Origin of the sequence: Streptomyces sp. Root431, from assembly GCF_001426585.1 — a bacterium.
Classification (GTDB): domain Bacteria; phylum Actinomycetota; class Actinomycetes; order Streptomycetales; family Streptomycetaceae; genus Streptomyces; species Streptomyces stackebrandtii.
Genome location: NZ_LMEI01000008.1, coordinates 17,465 through 41,964, shown reverse-complemented (window position 1 = coordinate 41,964; position 24,500 = coordinate 17,465). Strand labels below are relative to the sequence as shown.

The window sequence follows — 24,500 nt, the reverse complement described above, 5'->3', positions numbered from 1 at the left end:
CCGGACGCCCCTCGGAACACCTCAACGCAAGTTGTTACGAAAGGACTTGCGGGACCTTGGCGGGCGGCTGCGCCGTGGAGCCGCGGACCACCAGCTCCGGCTGGAAGACGAACTCCGTGCGCTGCACGGGGTTCCCCTCGATCTCCTCCAGGAGCGCGCCGACCGCGGCCGTCGCCATCGCCTGCACCGGCTGGCGCACGGTGGAGAGCGGCGGGCTCGTGAAGGCGATGAGCGGCGAGTCGTCGAAGCCGACGACGGAGACGTCCCCGGGCACGTCGAGGCCCCGGGCACGGACCGCGCGGATCACGCCGAGGGCCATCAGGTCGGAGGCGCAGACGATGCCCGTGCACCCCTCGCGGAGCAGGATGTCGGCCGCCGCGTGCCCGCCCTCGACGCCGAACAGCGTGGGCCTGATGAACCGTTCGGCCTCGGCCCGTTCGATGCCGAGGAGCTCGTACAGCTCGGCGGTGAAGCCCTCGGCCTTGCGGCGCGACGGCACGTACCGGGTGGGGCCGATGGCGAGCCCGATCCGCTCGTGGCCCAGCTCGACGAGGTGCCGCACGGCCATGCGGGCGGCGGCCCGGTCGTCCGGGGAGACGAAGTTGGCGTCGATGTGCTCGTTGTAGCCGTTGATGAGGACGTACGGCACGCCCCGGTCGGTCAGCCGGGCGTAGCGCGCCGGGTCGGCGGAGGCGTCCGCGTGCAGCCCGGAGAGGAAGACGATGCCGGCCACCCCGCGCTCCACGAGCTGTTCGACGAGCTCGTCCTCGGTGGCGCCGCCGGGCATCTGCGTGCAGAGCACCGGCGTGTAGCCGTGGCCGGCGAGGACCTGCTCGACGACCTGCGCGAACGCCGGGAAGATCGGGTTGGTCAGCTCGGGCACGACGAGCCCGACGAGGCCCGCGCTGCGGCGTTTGAGCCGTACGGGACGCTCGTAGCCGAGCACGTCGAGCGCGGCGAGCACCTTGTGCCGGGTCGCTCCGGCCACGCCCGTCTTGCCGTTGAGGACCCGGCTGACGGTGGCTTCGCTGACGCCGGACTGGGCCGCGATGTCCGCGAGCCGCGGAGCGCCGTTCGCGGCGCCCCGCGGCAGGGGGATCGTCACACCGCCCACCATGCGGTGGTGTCCGCCGGGAGTTCGATCTCGTCGTCGACGATCCTGACCTCCTCGTTGGAAAGGAGGAACCGGCCGGGCAGCGGGACGGAGATGGCCCGGCCGGTGGTGTTGGCGGTGCAGACGAATCCGTCGCGCCGGAAGGCCAGGACGCCCTCGGGCGCCTCCAGCCACTCCAGGGACTCGCCCGCACCGAGTTCGGGACGCTCGCGGCGCACGGCGAGCGCGCTGCGGTACAGCTCCAGGGTGGAGCCGGGGTCGCCGGCCTGCGCCTCGACGCTCAGCGCGCCCCAGGTCGCGGGCTGCGGCAGCCAGGAGCCGCCGTCGCCGAAGCCGTACGAGGGGCCCTCGACGGCCCACGGGATCGGCACCCGGCAGCCGTCGCGGAAGCCGTCCTGGCCGCTGGCCCGCCAGAAGGACGGGTCCTGGCGGACCTCGTCGGGCAGGTCGGTGACGTCCGGCAGGCCGAGCTCCTCGCCCTGGTAGACGTAGGCCGAGCCGGGCAGGGCCAGCATCAGCAGGCTCGCGGCCCGGGCCCGGCGCAGGCCGAGCTCGCGGTCGCCGGCCTCGCGCAGCTGGGTGCCGAGGCCCGCCGGGTTGGCGAAGCGGGTGGCGTGCCGGGTGACGTCGTGGTTGGAGAGCACCCAGGTGGTGGGGGCGCCGACCGGGCGCATCGCGGCGAGCGAGTCGTCGATGACGCGGCGGAGCTCGGCGGCGTCCCAGTGGGTGCCCAGGTACTGGAAGTTGAAGGCCTGGTGCATCTCGTCGGGGCGCACGTAGTTCGCGGTGCGGTCGACGGTGGGCGTCCAGGCCTCGGCAACGAGGACGCGCTCGCCGTCGTACTCGGAGAGGACCTTGCGCCAGGAGCGGTAGATCTCGTGGACGCCGTCCTGGTCGAAGAAGGGCATGACGTCGTTGCCGAGCAGCTTCAGCTGGTCGTGGGCGCCGATGTCGGGCAGGCCCGGGGCCTTGACGAGGCCGTGGGCGACGTCGACGCGGAAGCCGTCGACGCCGATGTCGAGCCAGAAGCGCAGGATGGAGCGGAACTCGTCGCGTACGGCCGGGTGTTCCCAGTTGAAGTCGGGCTGCTCCGGGGCGAAGAGGTGGAGGTACCACTCGCCGGGGGTCCCGTCGGCGTCCTGGGTGCGGGTCCAGGCGGGGCCGCCGAAAATGGACTCCCAGTCGTTGGGCGGCAGTTCGCCGTTCACGCCCTTGCCGGGGCGGAAGTGGTAGCGCTCGCGCAGCGGCGACCCGGGGCCCTCGCGCAGTGCGCGCTGGAACCACTCGTGCTGGTCGGAGGAGTGGTTGGGGACGAGGTCGACGATGATCCGGAGTCCCAGGTCGTGGGCCTCCCGGATCACGGCGTCGGCGTCGAGGAGCGAGCCGAACATCGGGTCGATGGCCCGGTAGTCGGCGACGTCGTAGCCGGCGTCGGCCTGCGGCGACGCGTAGAACGGCGAGAGCCAGACGGCGTCGACGCCGAGTTCCTTGAGGTACGGCAGCCGGCTGCGGATTCCCTCCAGGTCGCCCATGCCGTCGCCGTTGCCGTCGGCGAAGCTGCGCGGGTAGACCTGGTAGATCACCGCGTCTCTCCACCAGCCCGTGTGCGTGCCGGTGGTGGGGGCGTCGGCCGGGGTGGCGAGATGCTGGGTCATGTCTTCCCTGGGAGGTAAGGAGGTGCGTTCGGTCGGGGTACTCAGGGCCGTCAGCCCTTGACGGCACCGGCCGACATGCCGGTGACCAGGTGCTTCTGGGCGAAGAGGAACACCAGGGCGGCGGGGACGGCGATGAGCACGGAGGCCGCGGACATCGGACCCCACTGGGCCCCGTACTGGTTGACGAACTTCTGCAGTCCGCCGGCGAGCGTCAGGTTCTCGTCGCCGACCATGAAGGCGGAGGCGTACGCGACCTCGCCCCAGGCGGTGATGAAGGAGTAGAAGGCCGTCACCGCGATGCCCGGCTTGGCGAGCGGCAGGATGAGCCGCCAGAAGGTGCCGAAGGGGGTGAGTCCGTCGACGTAGCCGGACTCGTCGATCTCGCGCGGGATGGTGTCGAAGAAGCCCTTCATCATCCAGGCGCAGAACGGGACGGCGATGGTCAGGTAGGTGATGACCAGGCCGACCGGCTGGTTGAGCAGGCCCATCGACGACATGATGTTGTAGATCGGCACGATGAGGACGGCGACCGGGAACATCTGCGTGATGAGCAGGGTCCACATGAGTCCGCGCTTGCCGGGGAAGCGGAAGCGGCTGACGGCGTAGCCCGTGGTGGCGGAGATGAACACGCCGACGACGGTGGTGAGTCCGGCGACGAGCAGCGAGTTCCCGAACCAGGTGAGGAACGGGGTGTCCCTCAGGAGGTTCGTGTAGTTCTCGACCGTCGTCTCCTTGAAGAAGTCCGTGGTGATCGCGAACTCGGCGGGCTTCAGGGAGGTCAGGAGCACCCACAGCACCGGGAAGACGGCGATCACGGAGGCCGCGATCAGCGTGAGGTGCAGGGCGACCGAGGAGAGCGGCGAGCGGCGGCCGCGGACCGGGGCGTTCACGGCCCGGGGGGTGGCCCGGGGAGCGGCACGGCGGGTGGCACGGCGGGTGGGGGTCGTGGTGGTCACCAGACTTCTCCCTGCTTGCGGAGGACTCGCCGGTAGACCGCGGCGAAGAGCATCAGGAGCACCAGGATCAGGACGCCCCAGGTGGACGACTGGGCGAAGTCGCGCGGGCTGACCTCGAAGGAGAACTTGTACGCCTGGGTGACGAGGATCTGGGTGGCCTCGCCGGGTCCGCCCCGGGTGAGCAGGAAGATCACCGGGAACATGTTGAAGGTCCAGATGGTGGAGAGCAGGATCACCGTCGTCGACACCGAGCGGAGCCCGGGCATGGTGATGTGCCGGAACCGCTGCCAGGCGTTGGCGCCGTCCATCTCGGCGGCCTCGTACATCTCGCTCGGGATGGACTGGAGCCCGCCGAGGAGGGCGACCATCATGAACGGGATGCCGAGCCAGACGTTGACGAGGATGACCGAGAACTTGGCCCAGGTGGGGTCGTTGAGCCACGGGACGGCGTCGATGCCGCCGCCCGCGAGGATCTTGTTGAGCAGACCGTTGTCCTGGTTGTAGAGGAAGCGCCAGGCGAAGACGGAGACGAAGCCGGGCACGGCCCAGGGCAGGATCAGCATCAGCCGGTAGGCGGAGCGGCCGGCGATCTTGCGGTTGAGGATGTTGGCGAGGGCGAGACCGAGCGCGAAGGTCAGCGAGACGCAGGCCACCGTCCACAGCAGCGTCCAGCCCAGGGTGGAGAGGAACTGGCTGCCGGTGAGCGCGTCGGCGTAGTTGTCCAGGCCGACGAACTCGTAGGTGGCCGGGATCTCGTTGACGCCGATGGAGCGGGCGACGTTCCGCTCGTTGGCGTTCGTCAGCGACAGGTAGATGCCGCGGATCAGCGGGTAGCCGATGATCACGGCGATCACGATGATCACCGGGGCGACCATCGCCCAGGCGTACCAGTGGGTGGAGAGTGAGCGCTTCGCCGCGCTCCGCGGCTTACCAGTTCCGCGGCTCCGGCCGCGGGCGACATCGCCCGCGGCCTTCGCCACCGACTGGCTGGGGGTGTCCACAGCCATCAGCCGGCCTGCCTTCCTTCCTCTTCCTGCTTCTTTCCTGCTACTTCCAGTCCTTCAGGAGCTTGCGGTAGGCGTCCCCCGTCGCCTTGGCGCCCGCGTCCGGGGAGGTCTGGCCGGTGAGGACCTTGGTGTACTCGGTGACGAGCGGCGCGAAGAGGCTGCCGGTCTCCGGGATCCAGGGGCGCTCGACGGCCTTGTCGACGACCGGCTTGAAGAACATGATCATTTCGTTGGTCGCGACGTCCGGCTTGATGTAGACGGACTGGCGGGTCGGGAGGAGGCTGAGCTCCTTCGCGACCGTCGCCTGCGTCTCGGCCGAGGTCATGTACTCGGCGAAGGCGTAGGAGGCGTCGAGGTTCTTGGAGCCCGCGTAGACGGCGAGGTTGTGACCGCCCTGCGGGGCGCCCTGGCCGTGGGAGCCGGCCGGGACCGGGGCGATGCCCAGGTTGGCCTTGTCCTTGAACTCCTTGCCGGCGTAGGTGTCGGCGACGGCCCACGGGCCGTTGATCATCATGGCGGCCTTGCCGTCCTTGAAGGCCGTCTGCATGTTGTTCCAGCCGTCGGTCGCGTCGGTCTTGGCCGCGCCCGAGTCGACGAGGTCCTTGACGACCTTGAAGCCCTTCACGCCGGCCTCGTTGTCGATGGTGACCGTCTTCTTCTCGGCGTCGACGAGGTCGCCGCCCTCGCCGTAGAGGAAGGAGAGGAACCAGTACGCGTCGTCGCCGCGCAGGTACAGGCCGGTCTTGCCGGTCTTCTGCTTGATCTTGGCGGAGACGGTCTTGAGCTCGTCGATGGTCTTGGGGACCTCGACGCCGGCGTCCTTGAAGATCTTCTTGTTGTAGAAGATGCCCATGGAGTCGATGACCTGCGGGACGCCGTAGGTCTTGCCGTTGTACTTGGTGGAGGCGGCGGCCTGGGGCAGGAAGTCGTCGGCGCTCTTGAGGGCCGCGGTGCCGTCCAGCGGGGCCAGGTAGCCGAGGTCCGCGAACTCGGGGGTCCAGGCGACCTCGGAGCGGATCACGTCGGGCGCACCGGAGCCGGACTGGGCGGCGTTCTTGAACTTGTTCTGCGCCTCACCGAAGGGCACGTTCACGTACTTGACGGTGACCTTGGGGTGCTTCTTCTTGAAGTCCTCGGCGACCTTCTTGAAGACCTTGTCCTCGGAGCCGACCGTGGAGGTGTCCCACCAGGTCACGGTGCCGGAGAGCTCGCCGGAGCCCTTCGAGCCGCCGCCGTTCGAACCGCTGTCACTACCGCACGCCGCCAGGGTCACGCCCAGGGCCGCGACCAGCGCGGTGGCCGCTATGCCACGCCGCATGTGAACTCCTTCAGTGATCCCGGGGAGACGAGGGGCTGGAACCATTCCTCATTGCGACCGCTCCCTCGCGGCGCTCCGGGTTGGCAGGAACGTAACAGGGATGAAAACGAGCCGAAAGACCTTGCGTGAAATTTCTGCAAGACCCGGGGATCGTTACATCCGCGTGTCCCGAAGGTTGCCGAAGGGTCTGTTGACAGGGGCCGGAGCAGCCCACTTCCGGACAGAACGACCTCATCGGACCGAACACCGGCCCCACCTGCCCCACGCGTGTTCTCCGCAAGCTCTGCAAGACCTTGCGGAAATCTCGCGGAACCGCGTGGATTCCGCCTCGAATCCACCCCGACGGGCGTTCGGTGGGCAATACGCGCTGTGACCGGTACAGTCCATCCTCATGACCGCGCGGCTTGCCGATATCGCAGCCCAGGCGGGGGTCAGTGAAGCCACAGTCAGCCGCGTGCTCAACGGCAAGCCCGGTGTGGCCACCGCCACCCGTGAATCCGTGCTTGCCGCACTCGACGTGCTCGGCTATGAGCGTCCCGTACGCCTGCGGCAGCGCAGCGCCGGACTCGTCGGCCTCATCACCCCCGAGCTGGACAACCCGATCTTCCCCGCGCTCGCGCAGGTCATCGGGCAGGCCCTGACCCGGCAGGGATACACGCCGGTCCTCGCCACCCAGACCCCCGGCGGATCCACCGAGGACGAGCTCACCGACATGCTGGTCGAGCGGGGCGTCGCCGGCATCATCTTCGTCTCCGGGCTGCACGCCGACACCACCGCCGACATGACGCGCTACGACCAGCTGCGCGGCAAGGGCGTCCCGTACGTCCTCCTCAACGGCTTCTCCCCCAAGGTCCAGGCGCCCTTCGTGTCGCCCGACGACCGGGCGGCGATGCGGCTCGCGGTGACGCACCTCGCGGCGCTCGGCCACACCCGGATCGGGCTCGCGGTCGGTCCCAAGCGGTTCGTGCCGGTGCTGCGCAAGATAGAGGGCTTCCAGAAGGGCATGGAGGAGCGGCTCGGCCTCGGCCCCGAGGAGTCCGAGGAGCTGATCCAGCACTCCCTCTACACCCTGGAGGGCGGCCAGGCGGCGGCCGGCGCCCTGATCTCCCGCGGCTGCACGGCGGTCGTGTGCGCGAGCGACATGATGGCGCTCGGCGCGATCCGGGCGGCCCGCCAGCAGGGGCTCGACGTGCCCCGGGACGTCTCCGTCGTCGGCTTCGACGACTCCCCGCTCATAGCGTTCACGGATCCGCCGCTGACCACCATCCGCCAGCCCGTGCAGGCGATGGGGCAGGCCGCGGTCCGCGCGCTGCTCGAAGAGGTCGGGGGCACCCCGGCACCGCACTCCGAGTTCGTCTTCATGCCCGAGCTGGTCGTCCGCGGTTCGACCGCCTCGGCCCCGTCCTCCGGCTGAGGGTCTCCTGGGGGAGGAGCCTCCTTCTTGAGGCGGACCGGGTGCGCTCGGAACCCGACCGGGGGATGATCGGTCGGAGGGACGGGATCTGGCAAACTCTCTGCCTATGGGTGAAACGACCGTGAAGAGTTTGGACGACCGGACGACCCCGTCGTCACCCATCGTGGCCGACGGCAGGTGGTCTCAGCTGCGTGCGCGCGTGCCGCGCCGCCCCACCATCTGGTTCGAGATCGCGCTCATCGCGATCAGCTACTGGACGTACTCGCTCATCCGCAACGCGGTGCCGGAGCAGAAGGCCCAGGCGCTCAAGAACGCGGACTGGATCTGGCAGGCCGAGGAGTCCCTCGGCCTCGCCTTCGAGCACACCGTCAACCACGCCGTGAACTCGGTGACCTGGCTGATCGTCTCGATGAACTACTACTACGCGACGCTGCACTTCATCGTGACCATCGGTGTGCTCGTCTGGCTTTACCGATGGCAGCCGGGCCGTTACGCGGCGTTCCGCACCGTCCTGTTCGCCACCACCGGTGTGGCACTGGTCGGTTACTACCTGTACCCGCTCGCGCCCCCGCGGCTCATGACGAGCCAGAGCTTCATCGACACGGTCCTCGTCCACGAGACCTGGGGCTCGATGGCCTCGGGCAACCTCAAGCACGTGTCGAACCAGTACGCGGCGATGCCGTCGATGCACATCGGCTGGTCGCTGTGGTGCGGGCTGACGATCTTCCTGCTCGCCAAGGCGCCCTGGGCGCGGATCCTGGGCCTGCTCTACCCGACGGTCACGCTCGTCGTGATCGTCGCGACCGCCAACCACTTCTGGCTGGACGCGGTCGGCGGCATGATCTGCCTGTCCTTCGGCTTCCTCGTCTCGTACTTCTGGTACGGCTCCCGGCCGCACCGCCTGCCGAAGCTGGTGGAGCCGGCAGCCCCCGTCGCGCAGGGCGGTCCGCGCCCCTCGTCGGAGAGCACGAAGGACACGGACCACGAGGCGGAGCGTCCGGTCGGCTCCCCCAGGTAACCGACCCGCTCAGTCCTGCCTGTACGCGATCCGGCCACCGGTGACGGTGAGCCGGATCGCCGTCTTCTCGACCTCGTCCGCCGGGGCCTCCACCGGGTCCACGGCGAAGGCCGTGAGGTCGGCCCGGAAGCCCGGGGCGATCCGGCCCGCGACCGTCTCCTCCCCCGCAGCGACCGCCGCGTGCGTCGTCATGCCCTCCAGCGCCATCAGGCCGGTGAGCCCGTGCCGGGCCGAGGCCGCGCCGCGCGGGGCGCGGGCGGTGGCGAGGACCTGACGGGCGTCGTGGTGGGCGATGGGCCAGTCGGAGCCGAGGGCGAGGTGCGCCCCGGCCTCCCGCAGGTCGCGGCAGCGCCAGGCGCGGGCCGCCCGCTCCTCGCCGAGCCGCTTGGACCACTCGTCGGTGTGGTCGGCGCGGGTGTACGCGGTGTGCGGCGGCTGCATGGAGGCGACGACGCCGAGCGCGGCGAAGCGGCCGAGCTGGTCGTCGGGGACCGTCTCGATGTGCTCGATCCGGTGGCGGGGACCGCCCGTACCGAGGGCTTCCACGGTGTCGAGGACGTGCCGGACGGCGGCGTCCCCGATGGCGTGGGTGGCGGTGCCGACCCCGGCGCGGTGGAGGTGGCGCACGGCGGCGGAGTACGCGGCCGGGTCGGGCCAGAAGGCGTCGGTGCCCTGGCCGTGGCAGTCGGCGTGCTCCAGCCAGGCGGTGCCGCCCTCGACGGTGCCGTCCATGAAGAACTTGACCCCGCCGATCCGCCAGAGCCGGCCGGCCCGCTCCTGGAGGCGGACGAAGGCGTCCAGCTCCTCCTCGGTGGCGCCCGGCATGCACCAGGGCGCGAGGCGCAGCCGCAGGGGCAGGTCGCCGTCCTCCTCCAGGGCGGCGAGGAGTCCGGGCACGTCGTGTCCGCCGAGGTCCATGACGTGGGCGCCGGTGAGGCCGGTGGCGGCCATGGCGGAGAGGAGCTCGACGAGCCGGTCGCGGCGCTCGGCGAACGGCTGGGCGGGCAGGACCGGGGTCATCAGGTCCATGGCGGCGTGCTCGATCAGGTGCCCGGTGGGGCGGCCGTCGGCGCCGATGACGATCTCGGAGCGCTGGGTGAAGGCCCGGGGCCCTTCGATGCCGGCGGCCTTGAGGGCGGCCTCGCTGACGAGGGCGGAGTGTCCGTCGTAGAGGCGCAGGTGGGCGGGGGCGCCGTCGAGGACGTCCTCGACGAGGTCGCGGTGGACGGGGCGGCCGCCGAAGGCGTTGTGGTCGAGGCCGTGGCCGAGGACCCAGCCGTCGCGGCGCTCGGCGGCCTTGAGGGCGGCGCGGAGCCCTTCGAGGTCGGTGACGGCCGAGAGGTCGGTGCCGGTGTACATCTCCAGGCCCCAGACGGGGTGGCTGTGGGCGTCGGTGAGGCCGGGGGTGAGGGTGGCGCCGGCCAGGTCGACGGTCTCGGTGCCGGGGCCGGCCCAGGCGCGGGCGTCGGTGGCGTCGCCGAGGGCGGTGATCACTCCGCCATGGACGGCGACGGCGGTGGCGCCGGTGAGCTCGGGGTCGCGGACGCGGGCGTTGACGAGGACGAGGTCGGGTGCGGACACGAGGGGTCGGTCCCTTCGGTGGGGGTCTCGGTGGACGGCTCGGCGGCGGGCTCGGTGGACGGCTCGGCGGCGGGCTCGGCGGACGGCTCGGCGGCGGGCTCGGCGGACGGCTCGGCGGCGAAGTGGGCGTAGACCTCGGGGCGGGTGCGGCGGAGCCGGTACGCGAGGAGGAGCCCGAGGAGGAACACGGCGGGGACGAGCGAGACGAGCACGGTGTTGACGGTCGTCGAGGCCGCGGTGAAGAGGTCGATGTTGACGGTGACCAGCGCGATCGCCCCGGCGAGCAGGACGAAGGCGGTGACGGGGGCGACGACCGTGCGGAGGAGGCCCTCGCGGTGGTCGATCCGCCGGAAGAAGAAGGGCACGGCGAGCGCGGCGAGCAGCTGGAGGACCATCAGGCCGAGCATGCCGGGGGTGTTCACCCAGAGCAGGAGCTGCTGGTACGGGTCGGCGCCCGCGAGCGCGAAGGCGAGGACGACGACCGCGCCGAGCACGGTCTGCGCGGCCCCCGCGACGTACGGGGAGCGGTGGCGGGGGTGGATCCGGCCGAGCGTCTTGGGCAGCACTCCCTCCTCGGAGAGGGAGAGCGTGTAGCGGTTGATGGCGTTGTGGAAGGCGAGGAGGGAGGCGAGGACGCTGGTGACGATGAGGACGTGCATCAGGTCGGCGGCCCAGGCTCCGACGTAGGTGGTGATGGCGGCGAAGAAGAGGCCGCCGGGGTCGTCGGCGGCGGCCTGGACGACCTTGTCCTCGCCGAAGGCCTGGATGACGGTCCAGACGACGAAGGCGTAGAAGAGGCCGAGGAAGGCGACCGCGAGGTAGGTGGCGCGGGGGATGGTGCGCTCGGGGTCCTTGGCCTCGCGCCGGTAGATCACCGTGGACTCGAAGCCGGTGAAGGCGGCGAAGGCGCAGGCCAGGACGGCGGCGGTGCCGCCGGTGAGGACGTGGGCGGGGGCGAGGCCGCCGAGGGAGAGGCCGTGGGCGCCGCCGTCGATCAGGACGCCGCCGGCGAGGAGCACGAGGATGCCGGTCTCGGCGACGAGGAGGACGCCGAGGAGCTTGGCGCCGAAGTCGATCGAGCGGTAGCCGCCGTACCAGATCAGCAGGAGGCCGGCGAGGGAGACGGGCAGCCAGGGGACGTCGTGGCCGAGGGCGGCGGCGGTGTCCGAGGTGGCGGAGCCGAGGAGCCCGTACACGCCGATCTCCATGCCGTTGTAGCCGAGCATGGCGACGAGGGCGGCGGCGATGCCGACCGGCCGGCCGAGGCCGCGGGTGATGTACGCGTAGAAGGCGCCGGCGCTGCGGACGTGGCGGCTCATGGTGGTGAAGCCGACGGCGAAGACGGTGAGGGTGAGGCCGGCCAGGAGGTAGCCGACGGGGGCGCCGATGCCGCCGAGGAGGATGGCGACGGGGGCGACGCCGGCCATGACGGTGAGCGGGGCGGCGGCGGAGACGACGAAGAAGGAGATGTCGGCGGTGGTGAGCGTGCCGGTTCTCAGCCCCGGGGGCTCGTCGGGGGTGGGTGAGGACATGGGTGGGGAAGCCTCTCCGTGACAGGAAACCTAAAGGCTTTCGGTTTGCGCAATGTAGCCTCGCGTTCAACGATTCGGGAAGACCCGACATGGACCTGAACAGGGAGTGACGATTCATGGGCCGGCCGCGCAGACCCCTCCTCGACCGGGAGCGGATCACCACCACGGCTCTCGAGATCGTCGACGAGCAGGGCGAGTTCAGCGTCCCGCAGATCGCCCGGCGGCTCGGGGTGCAGACGGCCTCCGTCTACCACCACGTCGACGGGCGGGACGGGATCGTGGAGCTGCTGCGCGAGCGGGTGGCCACCGCGATCGACGGCGCGACCCTGGACCTGACGCCCTGGGACGAGGCCATGGCGGCCTGGGCCCGCTCCTACCGCGCCGCCTTCGCCGCCCACCCGCGCGCGATCCCGCTGCTCATGACCTCACCGGTGCGGGCGCCCAAGGTCCTCGACCAGTATGAGCGCGCCGTGGGCCGCCTCCTCGACGCCGGGTTCGCGCTGCCGGACGTCATGCCGGTGATCATCGCCCTGGAGAACGTGGTCCTCGGCTCGGCGCTCGACCTGGCCGCCCCCGAGGCGATGTGGGAGCTCGCCGACGAGACGGCCACCCCGCAGCTGGCCCGCGCGCTCGGCGCGGTCCCGGAGGGGCGCGCGGACCAGGCCTTCGAGCTGGCGCTCACGGCGTACCTGGCGCACGTCCGGGAGGTCTACGCGCCGTAGAACGGCCTCGGTTCCTACGAGTGTCCACGCGCCCTGGAGCGGCCGGCCGGAGCAGCCGTCTACGCGCCGTAGAACAGCTCGTCGACGACGGCCCTGGCTCGGCGGGTGACGCGGCGGTAGTCGTCGACCAGTTCCCCGACGTGGCCGGGGACGTACCCCAAGTACCGTCCGACCGCAGCCAGTTCGCGCGGGTCCGAGGGGAAGGTGTCGCCGGGGCGGCCGCGGACCAGCATCACCGCGTTGCGGACGCGGGTCGCGAGGACCCAGGCCTCGTCGAGGGTCTGCGCCTCCTCCGTCCCGATCAGGCCCGCCGCGTGCGCGGCCCCGAGGGCCTCGCGGGTCCGGGTCGTCCGCAGTCCCGGCTCGGCCCAGCCGTGCCGCATCTGCATCAGCTGGACCGTCCACTCGACGTCGCTCAGGCCGCCGCGCCCCAGCTTGGCGTGGAGCGTCGGGTCGGCGCCGCGCGGCAGCCGCTCGGACTCCATCCGGGCCTTGAGGCGGCGGATCTCGCGGACCGCGTCCTCGCCGAGGCCTTCGGCGGGATAGCGGAGCGGGTCGACCAGCTCGATGAACCGGTCCGCCAACTCGCTGTCGCCCGCCATGGGTGCGGCGCGCAGCAGGGCCTGGCTCTCCCAGACGAGCGACCAGCGGCGGTAGTAGGCCTCGTACGACTTCAGGGTACGGACCAGGGGGCCGCTCTTGCCCTCCGGCCTGAGGTCCGCGTCGATCAGCAACGGCGGGTCGGCGGTGGGCAGTTGGAGCAGCCGCCGCATCTCCGAGACCACCTTGTTCGCGGCCTTCGCCGCCTCCTGCTCGTCGACGCCCTCGCGCGGCTCGTGCACGAACAGCACGTCGGCGTCGGAGCCGTAGCCCAGCTCGTGCCCGCCGAAGCGGCCCATGCCGATGACGGCGAACCGGGTGGGCAGCTCGTCCCCCCACTCGGCGCGCACGGCGGCCCGCAGGGCGCCCGCGATGGTCGCCGCGTTGAGATCGGTGACGGCCTCCCCCACCCGGTCGACGAGCGCGCCGGGGTCGGGCTCGCGAGGGTTGTCCTCGGTACCGTACGAGCCGATGAGGTCGGCCGCGGCCGTACGGAACAGCTCCCTGCGGCGCACCCCGCGGGCCGCCGCGACCGCCTGCTCGGCGTCGTCCGCGCGGCCCACCGCCGCCAGGACCTCCTGCTCCAGGTGGTCCCGGCCGCGCGGCTTCAGCCCCTCGGGGTCGCCGAGGATGGCGACCGCCTCGGGGGCGCGGAGCAGCAGGTCGGGGGCGAGGCGGCCGGCGGAGAGCACCCGGGCGAGGTTCTCGGCGGCGGCGCCCTCGTCCCGGAGGAGGCGGAGGTACCAGGGGGTCTTGCCGAGCGCGTCCGAGACCTTGCGGAAGCCGAGGAGGCCGGCGTCCGGGTCTGCGGAGTCGGCGAACCAGCCGAGGAGCACCGGGAGCAGCGTCCGCTGGATCGCGGCCTTGCGGCTCACCCCGGAGGCGAGCGCCTCCAGGTGGCGCAGGGCGGACACCGGGTCCTGGTAGCCGAGGGCTTCGAGGCGCTGCCCGGCCGCCTTCGGGCTGAGCCGGATCTCGCCGGGGGCGAGCTGGGCGACGGCGTCGAGCAGCGGCCGGTAGAAGAGCTTCTCGTGGAGCCGGCGGACGACGGCGGCGTGCCGCTTCCACTCCTTGTTGAGCTCGGCGACCGGGTCGGTGCGCAGCCCGAGGGAGCGGCCGAGGCGGCGCAGGTCGGCCTCGTCCTCGGGGACGAGGTGGGTGCGGCGCAGCCGGTAGAGCTGGATGCGGTGCTCCATGGCCCGCAGGAACCGGTAGGCCTCGTCGAGCTGGGCCGCGTCGGCCCGGCCGACGTAGCCGCCGGCGGCGAGCGCGGCGAGCGCGTCCAGGGTGGTGCCGCTGTGCAGGCCCGCGTCGCTGCGGCCGTGCACGAGCTGGAGGAGCTGGACGGCGAACTCGACGTCCCGCAGGCCGCCGGGGCCGAGCTTGAGCTCGCGCTCGACCTGGGCGGCGGGGATGTTGTCGACGACCCGGCGGCGCATCTTCTGCACGTCGGGGACGAAGTTCTCGCGCTCGGCGGCCTGCCAGACGAGCGGGGAGACGGCGTCGATGTACTGGGCGCCGAGCTCCGGGTCGCCCGCCACGGCCCGCGCCTTCAGGAGGGCCTGGAACTCCCAGGTCTTCGCCCAGCGCTGGTAGTAGGCGAGGTGGGAGGAGAGGGTGCGGACGAGGGGGCCGTTGCGGCCCTCGGGGCGGAGATTGGCGTCGACCGGCCAGATCGTGCCCTCGATGTTGGTCTCGGAGCAGATCCGCATGAGGTGCGAGGCGATCCGGGTCGCGGCCTGCATGGCCTTGCCCTCGTCGGCGCCCTCCACCGGCTCCCCGACGAAGATCACGTCCACGTCGGAGACGTAGTTGAGCTCGTGGCCGCCGCACTTGCCCATCGCGATCACGGCGAGCCGGCACTGGGCGGCGTCGGCGGGCTCGGCGGTGCGGGCGATGGCGAGCGCGGCGCGCAGGGTCGCCGTCGCCAGGTCGGCGAGCTCGGCCGCAGCCTGCGCGACGTCCGTCGTGCCGCACACGTCACGGGCCGCTATGGCGAGCAGGCAGCGGCGGTAGGAGACCCGCAGCGAGACGGCGTCGGTGGCGTCGGCGAGGCCCTGCTCGAACTCGGCGACCCCCGGGTGCAGGTCGGCCGCCTCGTACGTGACGAGGGACTCCCAGTCGCGGGGGTGGCGTGCCAGGTGGTCGGCGAGGGCCTCGGAGGCGCCGAGCACCCCGAGGAGCCGGTCGCGGAAGGGCTTGGCGGAGAGCAGGGTGGCGGTGAGGGTCTGCCGCTCGGTCTCGGGCTGGGCCTCGACGAGGCGGACCAGGCCGCGCAGGGCGAGATCCGGATCGGCGGTGGCGCCGAGGGCGTCGAGGAGGACGGCGTCGCCGCGGAGGGCGGACAGCTCCGGCACGTCGAGGAGCCGCTCGGCCCCCGAAGGATCGGTGAATCCGTGTCGCAGCAGGCGTGAGAAGGTACTGCTCCTGCGCCCCGGCACCGTCATCCGACCGCTCCCTCCAAGCAGGTCCATCCCGGGTCTCCCACGGTCGTACCCGAGAGATCGAGCCTATCCGGAGTGAGGGGTGCGGGCGCCCAGGCCTTCGGATCGAAGCGGATCACACGTGACATCCCGCACATCGATCGCTTTTCGGACCCAATGAACCGTATTTCTTGAAAGTCCGTCTTGTTGTGCGTGCACCACCCCCGCACACGTCCTCTCGCCCGTCCTTCCGTGAAAGCGCGCCCTCACCGATGCACGTCCGCCTCACCCGCCGTCCTGCCGCCGCCTCCCGCCGCGGGGGCTCCCGCCGCAGAGTCGTCTCGACGGCCGTGACGGCCGTCCTGGTGGGCGGCACCTTCGCCGGTCTGCTGTCGGTGACGACGGCGCCGGACTCCTCGGCGGCCGCGGTTCCCCTGCCCCGGAAGGCACCGGCGGACGGCGGGATACGTCCCGTCGAGGCCCCCGGGAAGGCCCGCCCGGCCGAGACGCCGTCCGCCGCCTCCGACGGCGCGTCCGTGGTGCAGATCGTGGCGCACCCCGACGACGACCTGTTCTTCATGAACCCGGACACCTCCCAGTCCATCCGCTCCGGCAGCCCCCTGACCTCCGTCTACCTCACCTCCGGCGAGTCGGACGGCGTCAACGCCCGCCCGCGCGACGCGGCCGGCGCCGCGCCCGACAAGGCGGGGTACGCAGAGGCCCGGCAGAACGGCATCCGCGCCGCGTACGCGGAGATGGCCACCGGCAGCCGCACCAGCCCCTGGGACCGGGTCGCGATCCCCACGGCCGGCGGCGCGACCGCCGAGCTGGACACCCTGCGGGCGAAGCCGCACGTGAAGCTCGTCTGGCTGCAGATGCGCGAGGCCGGGGCGACCAACGGCGACCGCCCCCAGAGCCTCAACGGCCTGTGGCACGGCCGGATCTCCGCGCTCGCCTCCCAGCGCGCCACCGGCACCCCGGTCGCGGCGGACTTCACGTACACCAAGGACCAGGTCGTCGCGACGGTGACCGGGATCCTGGAGCGCTTCCGGCCGACCTTCGTCCGGATGCAGGACCCGACCTCCGGCAAGGTCCCCGGCACGGGCCGCTACCAGGACCACCAGGACCACCTGTACGGGGCGCGGTTCGTCCAGGCCGCGCTCGCCCGGTACGCGGAGGTCCCCGGCCACCCGCACGTCGGCGTGCAGAACTACCTCGGCTACCCCACCAGCGTCCTCCCGCACACCCTCGACCCCGAGACCGCGGACGCGAAGCTGAAGATCCTCAAGACGTACGCGTGGATGGACGGCGTCAACGACTGCGGGACCGTCGCGGGCTGCGGCGACCTGAAGGTCGCCGCGCGGCCCGCGGGCCGCGGCTGGGCGCAGACCATCCGGTACGCCCGGGGCACCTCCACCTCCTGGGTGCAGCGCGACCGGGACGGCGGGCTGCACGCCTTCTCCGTCCTCGACGGGCGTCTCGCGACCTGGCGGAAGGCGGCGGGCTCGGCGGCCTGGCGGGGGCCGGTGCTGCTGCCCGGCGGCGGCCTCGACAGCGGGGTCACCTCCACGCTGCTGCCCGACGGCCGCCTGGCCGTCTTCGGCACCCGCACGACCCTCGGCACCGGCCCTTCGGACTACCGCCGCGAGGTGGTGACGGCCGAGCAGTCCGCGACGGGCGGCGCCTTCGGCCCGTGGCGCACGCTCGGCACGCCCGAGCGGAACGACGTCGAGGGCACCTCCGACATCAGCGCACCCGCCGTGACCGTGGGCACCGACGGCCGGATGACCCTGGTCGTACGGGACAGCGGGCACCGGCTGGCGGCCCGCGAGCAGGGCACGGACGGCCTCTGGGGTCCGTGGCGGACGCTCGGCGGCGTCGACGTGCACGGCGACCCGGTGGCGGCGACCGACGCGGCGGGCCGCGGGTACGTCTTCGCGAGCACCCCGCACACCGTCCTCGCGTGGGCGGCGCAGCGCCCCGGCGGACCGCTGGCCGGTCCCGCGCTGACGGGCCTGCCGCCGACGACGCTGGCGCTGAGCGCGAGCCCGGCGCCGGGCGGCGAGGGCGTACGGCTCTGGTTCCGCAAGCCGGCCTCCAACGACCTGCGGACCGCCGACTTCTCGGGCGCCGGCCTGATCTCCCCCATGCGTGAGGTGGCGGGCGGCGTCGCGGGCTTCGGCCCGGTGAGCGGTTCGGTGGGGGGCTCCACCGGCGGCTCGGTCGGCGGGACCAAGGGCAGCGCCTCGGTCGGCGGCGAGGGGATGCTCGCGGTGCGCTCCCGTACGGGCGTCCTGGCGACGGCCCCGCTGGGGCGGGGCGCGACGCGGCCGACGTGGAGGCTGGAGCGGTTCCTGTTCTCCGGGGCGCCGGACGCGGGGACGGACGGGGTCGCGGCGATCGGCCTGAACGGCAGGCTGCACTGGACGCCGGCGGGCCGCTGAGTCCGGGAAGGCGGACGGTCGGCCGACCGCTGAATCCGGTGGGCGGACCGACCGATGACCTTCGGTGGGCGGACCGGGCGACCGCTGAATCCGGTGGGCGGACCGCCGGCCGGTGAGTCTCCGACCGATGAGTTCCGGCGGGCGGACCGGTCTTCCCTTTTGTGGCCCTTTCCGTGGGCCGCGGCGAAAGGACGGCCGGTCATGGATCCGCGTACTTCCCTCGACTCCCGCTACAGCGACCCGAAGGCGGCCCCGCTGCCCTGGTCCGACGCGGCCGCCCGGCTCGCGGCGGCCGAGGTCTTCTGGCTGACGACGGTCCGCCCGGAAGGACGCCCGCACGTCACCCCGCTCATCGCGGTCTGGTCGGAGGGCGCCCTGCACTTCTGCACCGGGCCGGACGAGCGCAAGGCCCGCAATCTCGCGGAGAACGCGTCGGTGGTCCTCACCACCGGCTCCGCCTCCCTCGCCGGCGGCCTCGACCTCGTCGTCGAGGGCGAGGCGGCCCGGGTGACGGGCGAGGCACGGCTGCGGGCCCTCGCGGAGGCGTACGTGGAGAAGTACGGCCCGGATTGGCGATTCGGGGTGCGGGACGGGGCCTTCCTGAGCGACGGTGGTACGGCCCTGGTGTTCGCGGTCGCGCCTCGTACGGTCTTCGGCTTCGCCAAGGGCGAGCCGTTCGGCCAGACCCGCTGGCGTTTCTGAGGACCCGAGGAGATACGTGTGAACTGGACGCTGGAAGTCGTCCCCGTCCCCGTCACCGACATGGACAAGGCCAAGGAGTTCTACGGCGGCAAGTGCGGCTTCACGATCGACCTGGACGACGAGGTCGCGCCGGGCATGCGGATCGTCCAGGCGACGCCGCCGGGCTCGCGCTGTTCGATCGCGATGCTGAGCGGCATGCCGACGATGCCGGGGACGAAGGAGATGGCCCCCGGCACCCTGCACGGCCTCCAGCTCTGCGTCACGGACATCGAGGCGGCGCGGAAGGAGCTGGTCGGCCGGGGCGTCGACGTCTCGGCCGTGATGCACGTCGGCGCGACGGGCTGGGAGGACGGGAAGGGCGACACCTGGAACTCGTTCATGACCTTCGAGGATCCGGACGGCAACGGCTGGGTGGTCCAGGAGGCCCCGTCGGAGCTGTCGGAACGCTGAGGGCGGCCACGGCCTCCGGGGTCCAGTGCCCGGCCGCGCCCGGGCAGCCGGCGAGATAGGCGGCGACCTCGGCGGGCCGCCAGGCCCCGGCGCCGTGCAGCCCGGCGGCGACGTGCCGGAGATACGCGGCGGAGGGCGGACGCAGCCCGCCGTCCTCCTCACCGCCCTCCCCACCGCCCTCCGGCATCGGCCACGGCGCGGTGAACGTGAGCACCGGGAGCCCGTCGAGGACTCCGGAGCAGACGAGCGTCTCGTACCGCCCCGTTCCGAGGGAGCAGCGTCCGGTGGCGCGCACCTCGGTCAGGTCGAGGTCGGCGCCGGGCGCGCGGTACATCTCCTGCGCGGCGATGTCGGAGAACTGCCCCACGGTGAGCAGGTGGGCGACGCCCCAGGCGGTGCCGTCCGCGGCGGCGTCGTAGAAGGCCCGGCCGCCGCCCCAGACGGGCGACTCGGTGGCGAAGTACACCTGCCCGGGCAGTACGAGGGCCACGGACCGCTCGGGCGGGCGCGGGTCCCGGCCCCCGGGGAACGTCCGCGCGGCCCCGGGCGGCCGGCCGCCGGCGAGGTAGCAGGCGAGGCGCTCGGCATGCGTGTTGGAGCCGTAGGCGGCGTACCAGACGCGGGAGGGGTCACGGGAAGAGGCTTCCGACATGCCGTCAGACGCTAGCGGTGGGCCGGGCCTCCGTGGCGTACCGACCCTAGGGGGAACCCTCACGTCCGCGTCATGGTGTCCGAGGAGCCGCCGTCCTGTGGGGCGTGACGCACGGCGGCATCCCGGCTCCCGCGCTAGGGGGTGTCCTGCCTGATCGACAAGACACTCCCTAGAACCCGATGTAGAAGTGCCGGAGCGTCTCGTCCTCCGCCACGCACGGCATCCCCGCGGCCTCCATCACCCGGTGGGAGGCCGGGTTGTCGAGGTCGGCGTCCCCCTTCACCCCGGCGGCGCCGGCCTGCCGGGCCAGTTCGAGGACCGCTCGCAGCGCCTCGGACGCGTAACCCTTCCCGCGCGCCCCGGGCGTGAGCCCGTACCCGATGGTGGCGACGCCCAGCTCGTTCGGCGGCCCGTGGAACCCGATCCCGCCGACGGCGACCCCGTCGAGCCGGATCGCGTAGGGCCGGAACACACCCGGATCCCCGCGCTCGGCGACGCCCCGCAGAAACCCGGTGCACGCGCGAACGTCCCCGTCCCCGGGATACTCCTCCCCCCAGAGGTCCCCTTCCCCGGCCTCCCGAGCGACGATGCGCTCGGCCTCTGTGGTGCTCAACGGTTGCAACAGGAGCCGCTCGGTGGCGACGAAATCGATCTTCACCGGGGCAGTGTCGGCTGCCCTCCGCTCCTGGGCAACGCATTTACCCACGCCGGGGTTGGCCGGGGAACGACTCCGGGCCGGCAGCTGACGCCACCGGCCCGGATCGTCGATTCCCTTACAGCACGGGAAGGTTCTTGCGGAGCTCGAAGGCGGTGACCTCGCTCCGGTACTCCTCCCACTCCTGCTTCTTGTTCCTCAGGAAGAAGTCGAAGACGTGCTCGCCGAGGGTCTCCGCGACCAGTTCGCTCTTCTCCATCAGGGCGATCGCCTCGCCCAGGTTCTGCGGGAGCGGCTCGATGCCCATCGCGCGGCGCTCCGCGTCGGAGAGGGCCCAGACGTCGTCGTCGGCGCCGGCCGGGAGTTCGTAGCCCTCTTCGATGCCCTTGAGGCCGGCCGCGAGGAGGACCGCGTACGTCAGGTAGGGGTTGGCGCCCGAGTCGATGGAGCGGACCTCGACGCGGGACGAGCCCGTCTTGCCCGGCTTGTACATGGGGACGCGGATGAGGGCCGAGCGGTTGTTGTGGCCCCAGCAGATGTACGAGGGAGCCTCGCCGCCCGAGCCGGCCGTGCGGGAGGAGCCGCCCCAGATGCGCTTGTACGAGTTGACCCACTGGTTGGTGACGGCGGAGATCTCGCCCGCGTGCTTCAGGAGGCCCGCGATGAAGGAGCGGCCCACCTTGGAGAGCTGGTACTCGGCGCCCGACTCGTAGAAGGCGTTCCGGTCGCCCTCGAAGAGCGACAGGTGGGTGTGCATGCCCGAGCCGGGGTAGTCGGAGAAGGGCTTCGGCATGAAGGTGGCCTGGACGCCCTGCTCAAGAGCAACCTGCTTCATGACCAGGCGGAACGTCATGATGTTGTCCGCGGTGGAGAGGGCGTCCGCGTAGCGGAGGTCGATCTCCTGCTGGCCCGGCGCGCCCTCGTGGTGGGAGAACTCCACCGAGATGCCCATCGATTCGAGCATCGTGATCGCCTGGCGGCGGAAGTCCATGCCGACGTTCTGCGGGGTGTGGTCGAAGTAGCCCGAGTTGTCGGCCGGGGTGGGCCGCGTGCCGTCGAGCGGCTTGTCCTTCAGGAGGAAGAACTCGATCTCGGGGTGGGTGTAGAAGGTGAAGCCGAGGTCGGAGGTCTTGGCAAGGGCACGCTTCAGCACGTACCGCGGGTCCGCGAAGGACGGCGAGCCGTCCGGCATCAGGATGTCGCAGAACATCCGGGCCGTGCCCGGGGCCTCGGCGCGCCACGGCAGGATCTGGAAGGTGCCCGGATCCGGCTTGGCGATCATGTCCGATTCGTATACGCGGGCGAAACCCTCGATCGCCGAGCCGTCGAAGCCGATGCCCTCGTCGAAGGCCTGCTCAAGCTCGGCGGGCGCCACGGCCACCGACTTGAGGAAGCCCAGTACATCGGTGAACCACAGGCGCACGAAGCGGATGTCGCGCTCCTCGAGCGTACGGAGCACGAATTCCTGCTGCTTGTCCATTTCCACACCCATCCTCGCTGGTCAGGCCGCCTGCTCCCACCGCCTCCGATACATCGGGGGGCACCTGAGCATCCCACCACATGGTTTCGCGCACGTTGCGTACCCATAGTGCCTGCTCGGGTGTGACGCAGGTAACGGGAGGAGGGGATTCGGGGGTCGGGGAGGGGTTGGGGCGGGGTCTGGGGAGGGGTCTGGGGAGCGGGCTGGGGAGGGAGTCGAGAGGGGGTGGGAAGTTGGCGGAGGGTGGCCTTCCGGGGGTGTCGTGGTCGTGTCGTGGTCGTTCTCCGGTACCGAGTGGTACCCCGTTCGGCCCACAGAGGGCCCGCGCACACTACGATCTGCGCCCATGGGGGCCACGCGGCTCGTACGCCTGTTCCGACACGCGCGTCCCATGGCACTGGTGAGTGCCGTGGCGACGCTCCTCGCCGCGCTCTTCGTCTGCCTGGGGTCCGGCCCCGGACCCGACCCCCATCACGAGGCGGCCCCGGAGACGTACGGCGCACGGGCGTCGGCGGTCGTGGCCGAGTACATCTGCCCGTACGAACGCGGCGGCTGCTCCCTCGTCCCCTCCCTCTCCCCCGCGGTGCTCAGCGCGCCCCCGCTCGACCCCCCGCTCCACGCGGAGGGCCGGCTCCCGCGCCTCGACCCGCCCTCCGGTGACGGCCCGGCCCGCCGTTCCGGCATCCGGCCGCGCGCGCCGGACCTGCACGTCCTTCAAGTTCTCCGGACATAGCGGCGCCGGCCTCCGGCCCCAGCCCTTGCATGTCCCGCTCCGAACTCCACCTCTCTCCCTGAAGAAGGACGACATCACCATGGCCGCCAACCGCTCCGTCAACGCCGACCGCCGCGCCCGAATAGAGGAGATGCGCCGCGCCGAGCAGTCCCGCGAGCGCCGCAACCGCCTCATCACCATCGGCGTCTCCGGGGTCGTCGTCCTCGGCCTCGTCGGCTTCGGCACCTTCGTGCTGATGAAGAAGTCCGACGAGCAGGACGCGAAGGAGGCCGCCGCCAAGGCCCCCATCAAGTCCGAGCAGACCTGGGACGCGAAGAAGCTCGGCCGCAACCACGTCGAGACCGCCGTGAAGTACGACATGAAGCCGCCGGTCGGCGGTGACCACCACCCGGTCTGGATGAACTGCGACGGCGTGGTCTACGACAAGGCCGTCAACGACGTGAACGCCGTGCACTCGCTGGAGCACGGCGCCGTCTGGGTGACGTACAACAAGAAGGCCGACAAGGCCGACGTGGAGAAGCTCGCCGAGAAGGTCGGCAAGACCAAGTACACGCTGATGAGCCCCGTGGACGACCAGGCCGGCTCGATCATGCTGTCCGCCTGGGGCAAGCAGGTCACCGTCGACAGCGCCACCGACCCTCGGATCGACGCCTTCTTCACGAAGTACGTCCAGGGCCCGCAGACCCCCGAGCCGGGCGCCGCCTGCACCGGCGGGGTCGGGCAGTGAGCCCGGAGACCGGGGAGATCGACGCGGACGAGGACTTCGTGCCCGGCGCCCGGCGCCGGGTCGGGCGGACCCAGTGGGCCGCCGTCACCGCCGTCGCGCTCGCGCTGCTCTTCGCCGGGGGCGCCGTCACCGTCGCCTCCGCCGAGCGCGACGAGGCGCCGCGTACCCCCGCGACCGACTCCGCGGACGCCGGCTTCGCCCGGGACATGTCCGTCCACCACCAGCAGGCCGTCGAGATGTCGTTCATCGTCCGGGACCGCACCCGGGACGAGTCGGTGCGCCGTCTCGCGTACGACATCGCCAACACCCAGGCCAACCAGCGGGGCATGATGCTCGGCTGGCTGGACATGTGGGGGCTGCCCAAGCTGCAGTCCGGCGTCGAGCCGATGGCCTGGATGGGCATGGGCGGTACGGGCGACAACGGTCCCTCGGACGGCGCGCTGATGCCCGGCATGGCGACCAACGCGCAGATGGACGCCTTGCGCAAGGCCAGTGGCCGGGAGGCCGAGGTCCTGTACCTGAAGCTCATGACCGAGCACCACAAGGGCGGGGTCCACATGGCCGAGGGCTGCGTGCTCAAGTGCGCCCCGGGCGTCGAGCGCGACCTCGCGCAGGGCATGGTCGATGCCCAGCGGTCCGAGATGCTGCTGATGGCCGACATGCTGAAGCAGCGCGGAGCCGCCTGAGCGGCTCGGGCCCGATCCCGTCGGTAGTCCTTACGGCCCCCGTGACCCGCTGCGGTCGCGGGGGCCGTGCCGCGCGCCGACAATGAGTGGGCTCGGGGACGTTCGTGTGACGACGTTCGACGAAAGGTACGCAGCTCATGACCACGGCGAAGGACATCATGCATCCCGGGGCCCAGTGGATCCCGGCACACGAGACGCTCGACCGCGCCGCGCAGCTGATGCGCAACCTGAACGTGGGCGCGCTGCCCATCGCCGACGAGAACGAACGGCTCTGCGGCATCATCACGGACCGCGACATCGTGGTCGGCTGTGTGGCCATGGGCCATGATCCGTCGAAGATCACCTGCGGCGAGATGGCGAAGGGCACCCCGCGCTGGGTCGAGGCGGGCGCCGACGTGGGCGCGGTCCTGGAGGAGATGCAGAGCCACCAGATCCGGCGGCTCCCCGTCATCGAGGGCAAGAAGCTCGTCGGCATGATCAGCGAGGCCGACCTGGCCCAGCACCTGTCGGACGAGCAGATCAAGGCGTTCTGCGCGAGCGTCTACGCCGCCACCTGACCGCCGGGGCGCCCGGGGGGCCCGGTGCCCCCTGGGGGCCCGGAGTGTCCTGACTGGCCTGGAGGCCCGGAGTG

Annotated in this window: 21 protein-coding genes; 10 read left to right on the top strand and 11 right to left on the bottom strand. The window is 71.9% G+C overall.

Annotated elements, in window-relative coordinates:
- Positions 1 to 34: 34 nt before the first annotated feature.
- The 5 genes from ASC82_RS11315 to ASC82_RS11295 form a co-directional block, all read right to left on the bottom strand.
- Positions 35 to 1,114 (bottom strand): LacI family DNA-binding transcriptional regulator, encoded by a 1,080-nt coding sequence (locus ASC82_RS11315; RefSeq protein ID WP_056646320.1) that lies wholly within the window; start codon positions 1,112 to 1,114, stop codon positions 35 to 37.
- Positions 1,102 to 2,769 carry a glycoside hydrolase family 13 protein gene (locus ASC82_RS11310; protein ID WP_056645305.1) on the bottom strand — a complete coding sequence of 556 codons (1,668 nt, stop codon included), beginning with the start codon at positions 2,767 to 2,769 and terminating at the stop codon, positions 1,102 to 1,104. Before ASC82_RS11310 ends, ASC82_RS11315 begins: the two co-directional genes overlap by 13 nt.
- 50 nt (positions 2,770 to 2,819) lie before the next feature.
- Positions 2,820 to 3,659 (bottom strand): carbohydrate ABC transporter permease, encoded by an 840-nt coding sequence (locus tag ASC82_RS11305; RefSeq protein WP_056646317.1) that lies wholly within the window; start codon positions 3,657 to 3,659, stop codon positions 2,820 to 2,822.
- Between the two features lie 62 nt (positions 3,660 to 3,721).
- A complete protein-coding gene (locus ASC82_RS11300; protein ID WP_056645302.1) occupies positions 3,722 to 4,732 on the bottom strand; it encodes a sugar ABC transporter permease in 1,011 nt (336 codons plus the stop codon).
- A gap of 40 nt (positions 4,733 to 4,772) precedes the next feature.
- Positions 4,773 to 6,050, bottom strand: coding sequence for an extracellular solute-binding protein (locus ASC82_RS11295; RefSeq protein WP_056645299.1), 1,278 nt, complete (start codon positions 6,048 to 6,050; stop codon positions 4,773 to 4,775).
- Between the two features lie 391 nt (positions 6,051 to 6,441).
- On the opposite strand from ASC82_RS11295, the gene ASC82_RS11290 reads away from it, so the two are divergent.
- A complete protein-coding gene (locus ASC82_RS11290) occupies positions 6,442 to 7,464 on the top strand; it encodes a LacI family DNA-binding transcriptional regulator (protein ID WP_037643490.1) in 1,023 nt (340 codons plus the stop codon).
- Positions 7,465 to 7,570: 106 nt separating this feature from the next.
- Positions 7,571 to 8,482: a phosphatase PAP2 family protein gene (locus tag ASC82_RS11285; protein ID WP_056645297.1), complete on the top strand. Its 912-nt coding sequence runs from the start codon at positions 7,571 to 7,573 to the stop codon at positions 8,480 to 8,482.
- Between the two features lie 9 nt (positions 8,483 to 8,491).
- On the opposite strand, the gene ASC82_RS11280 is transcribed toward ASC82_RS11285, so the two are convergent.
- Together ASC82_RS11280 and ASC82_RS11275 are read right to left on the bottom strand one after the other, a co-directional pair.
- Positions 8,492 to 10,063 carry an amidohydrolase gene (locus tag ASC82_RS11280; RefSeq protein ID WP_056645294.1) on the bottom strand — a complete coding sequence of 524 codons (1,572 nt, stop codon included), beginning with the start codon at positions 10,061 to 10,063 and terminating at the stop codon, positions 8,492 to 8,494.
- Entirely contained in the window at positions 9,973 to 11,595 is a 1,623-nt protein-coding gene (locus ASC82_RS11275) for an APC family permease (protein ID WP_079039206.1), read from the bottom strand. Before ASC82_RS11275 ends, ASC82_RS11280 begins: the two co-directional genes overlap by 91 nt.
- A 116-nt stretch (positions 11,596 to 11,711) precedes the next feature.
- Between ASC82_RS11275 and ASC82_RS11270 the strand changes: the two genes are divergently transcribed.
- Positions 11,712 to 12,317 (top strand): TetR/AcrR family transcriptional regulator C-terminal domain-containing protein, encoded by a 606-nt coding sequence (locus ASC82_RS11270; protein ID WP_056645291.1) that lies wholly within the window; start codon positions 11,712 to 11,714, stop codon positions 12,315 to 12,317.
- Positions 12,318 to 12,376: 59 nt separating this feature from the next.
- On the opposite strand, the gene ASC82_RS11265 is transcribed toward ASC82_RS11270, so the two are convergent.
- Complete coding sequence (locus tag ASC82_RS11265) at positions 12,377 to 15,364, bottom strand: bifunctional [glutamine synthetase] adenylyltransferase/[glutamine synthetase]-adenylyl-L-tyrosine phosphorylase (RefSeq protein WP_056645289.1); 2,988 nt, start codon at positions 15,362 to 15,364, stop codon at positions 12,377 to 12,379.
- A 248-nt stretch (positions 15,365 to 15,612) separates the two neighbouring features.
- On the opposite strand from ASC82_RS11265, the gene ASC82_RS11260 reads away from it, so the two are divergent.
- The 3 genes from ASC82_RS11260 to ASC82_RS11250 all read left to right on the top strand — a co-directional run bounded on the left by ASC82_RS11260 (position 15,613) and on the right by ASC82_RS11250 (position 18,936).
- Complete coding sequence (locus ASC82_RS11260; protein ID WP_056645029.1) at positions 15,613 to 17,784, top strand: PIG-L family deacetylase; 2,172 nt, start codon at positions 15,613 to 15,615, stop codon at positions 17,782 to 17,784.
- Positions 17,785 to 17,985: 201 nt separating this feature from the next.
- Positions 17,986 to 18,486: a pyridoxamine 5'-phosphate oxidase family protein gene (locus tag ASC82_RS11255; protein ID WP_056645026.1), complete on the top strand. Its 501-nt coding sequence runs from the start codon at positions 17,986 to 17,988 to the stop codon at positions 18,484 to 18,486.
- Positions 18,487 to 18,504: 18 nt separating this feature from the next.
- A complete protein-coding gene (locus ASC82_RS11250; RefSeq protein ID WP_056645023.1) occupies positions 18,505 to 18,936 on the top strand; it encodes a VOC family protein in 432 nt (143 codons plus the stop codon).
- Here ASC82_RS11250 and ASC82_RS11245 read toward each other — a convergent pair.
- The 3 genes from ASC82_RS11245 to ASC82_RS11235 form a co-directional block, all read right to left on the bottom strand.
- On the bottom strand, positions 18,863 to 19,588 hold the full coding sequence (locus tag ASC82_RS11245; RefSeq protein WP_056645022.1) for a hypothetical protein: 726 nt from the start codon (positions 19,586 to 19,588) through the stop codon (positions 18,863 to 18,865). The genes ASC82_RS11250 and ASC82_RS11245 overlap by 74 nt on opposite strands.
- 169 nt (positions 19,589 to 19,757) lie before the next feature.
- Positions 19,758 to 20,246, bottom strand: coding sequence for a GNAT family N-acetyltransferase (locus ASC82_RS11240; RefSeq protein WP_056645020.1), 489 nt, complete (start codon positions 20,244 to 20,246; stop codon positions 19,758 to 19,760).
- Between the two features lie 115 nt (positions 20,247 to 20,361).
- Complete coding sequence (locus tag ASC82_RS11235) at positions 20,362 to 21,723, bottom strand: glutamine synthetase family protein (protein WP_015033133.1); 1,362 nt, start codon at positions 21,721 to 21,723, stop codon at positions 20,362 to 20,364.
- Positions 21,724 to 22,114: 391 nt separating this feature from the next.
- Between ASC82_RS11235 and ASC82_RS11230 the strand changes: the two genes are divergently transcribed.
- The 4 genes from ASC82_RS11230 to ASC82_RS11215 all read left to right on the top strand — a co-directional run bounded on the left by ASC82_RS11230 (position 22,115) and on the right by ASC82_RS11215 (position 24,426).
- Complete coding sequence (locus ASC82_RS11230; RefSeq protein WP_242427636.1) at positions 22,115 to 22,456, top strand: hypothetical protein; 342 nt, start codon at positions 22,115 to 22,117, stop codon at positions 22,454 to 22,456.
- A gap of 79 nt (positions 22,457 to 22,535) precedes the next feature.
- The gene (locus tag ASC82_RS11225) at positions 22,536 to 23,183 is read left to right on the top strand and encodes a DUF3105 domain-containing protein (protein ID WP_056645014.1); all 648 of its coding nucleotides are present in this window, start codon (positions 22,536 to 22,538) and stop codon (positions 23,181 to 23,183) included.
- 38 nt (positions 23,184 to 23,221) lie between these two features.
- On the top strand, positions 23,222 to 23,869 hold the full coding sequence (locus tag ASC82_RS11220; protein WP_056646314.1) for a DUF305 domain-containing protein: 648 nt from the start codon (positions 23,222 to 23,224) through the stop codon (positions 23,867 to 23,869).
- Between the two features lie 137 nt (positions 23,870 to 24,006).
- Positions 24,007 to 24,426 (top strand): CBS domain-containing protein, encoded by a 420-nt coding sequence (locus tag ASC82_RS11215; protein WP_024760966.1) that lies wholly within the window; start codon positions 24,007 to 24,009, stop codon positions 24,424 to 24,426.
- The last annotated feature ends 74 nt before the right edge of the window (positions 24,427 to 24,500 follow it).

Bases quoted from the DNA above. Each gene is read 5' to 3' on its own strand.
- ASC82_RS11310 (WP_056645305.1), bottom strand. From the start codon at position 2,769: ATGACCCAGCATCTCGCCACCCCGGCCGACGCCCCCACCACCGGCACG.
- ASC82_RS11300 (WP_056645302.1), bottom strand. From the start codon at position 4,732: ATGGCTGTGGACACCCCCAGCCAGTCGGTGGCGAAGGCCGCGGGCGAT.
- ASC82_RS11295 (WP_056645299.1), bottom strand. From the start codon at position 6,050: ATGCGGCGTGGCATAGCGGCCACCGCGCTGGTCGCGGCCCTGGGCGTG.
- ASC82_RS11290 (WP_037643490.1), top strand. From the start codon at position 6,442: ATGACCGCGCGGCTTGCCGATATCGCAGCCCAGGCGGGGGTCAGTGAA.
- ASC82_RS11285 (WP_056645297.1), top strand. From the start codon at position 7,571: ATGGGTGAAACGACCGTGAAGAGTTTGGACGACCGGACGACCCCGTCG.
- ASC82_RS11275 (WP_079039206.1), bottom strand. From the start codon at position 11,595: ATGTCCTCACCCACCCCCGACGAGCCCCCGGGGCTGAGAACCGGCACG.
- ASC82_RS11270 (WP_056645291.1), top strand. From the start codon at position 11,712: ATGGGCCGGCCGCGCAGACCCCTCCTCGACCGGGAGCGGATCACCACC.
- ASC82_RS11265 (WP_056645289.1), bottom strand. From the start codon at position 15,364: ATGACGGTGCCGGGGCGCAGGAGCAGTACCTTCTCACGCCTGCTGCGA.
- ASC82_RS11260 (WP_056645029.1), top strand. From the start codon at position 15,613: ATGCACGTCCGCCTCACCCGCCGTCCTGCCGCCGCCTCCCGCCGCGGG.
- ASC82_RS11255 (WP_056645026.1), top strand. From the start codon at position 17,986: ATGGATCCGCGTACTTCCCTCGACTCCCGCTACAGCGACCCGAAGGCG.
- ASC82_RS11245 (WP_056645022.1), bottom strand. From the start codon at position 19,588: ATGTCGGAAGCCTCTTCCCGTGACCCCTCCCGCGTCTGGTACGCCGCC.
- ASC82_RS11235 (WP_015033133.1), bottom strand. From the start codon at position 21,723: ATGGACAAGCAGCAGGAATTCGTGCTCCGTACGCTCGAGGAGCGCGAC.
- ASC82_RS11230 (WP_242427636.1), top strand. From the start codon at position 22,115: ATGGCACTGGTGAGTGCCGTGGCGACGCTCCTCGCCGCGCTCTTCGTC.
- ASC82_RS11225 (WP_056645014.1), top strand. From the start codon at position 22,536: ATGGCCGCCAACCGCTCCGTCAACGCCGACCGCCGCGCCCGAATAGAG.
- ASC82_RS11215 (WP_024760966.1), top strand. From the start codon at position 24,007: ATGACCACGGCGAAGGACATCATGCATCCCGGGGCCCAGTGGATCCCG.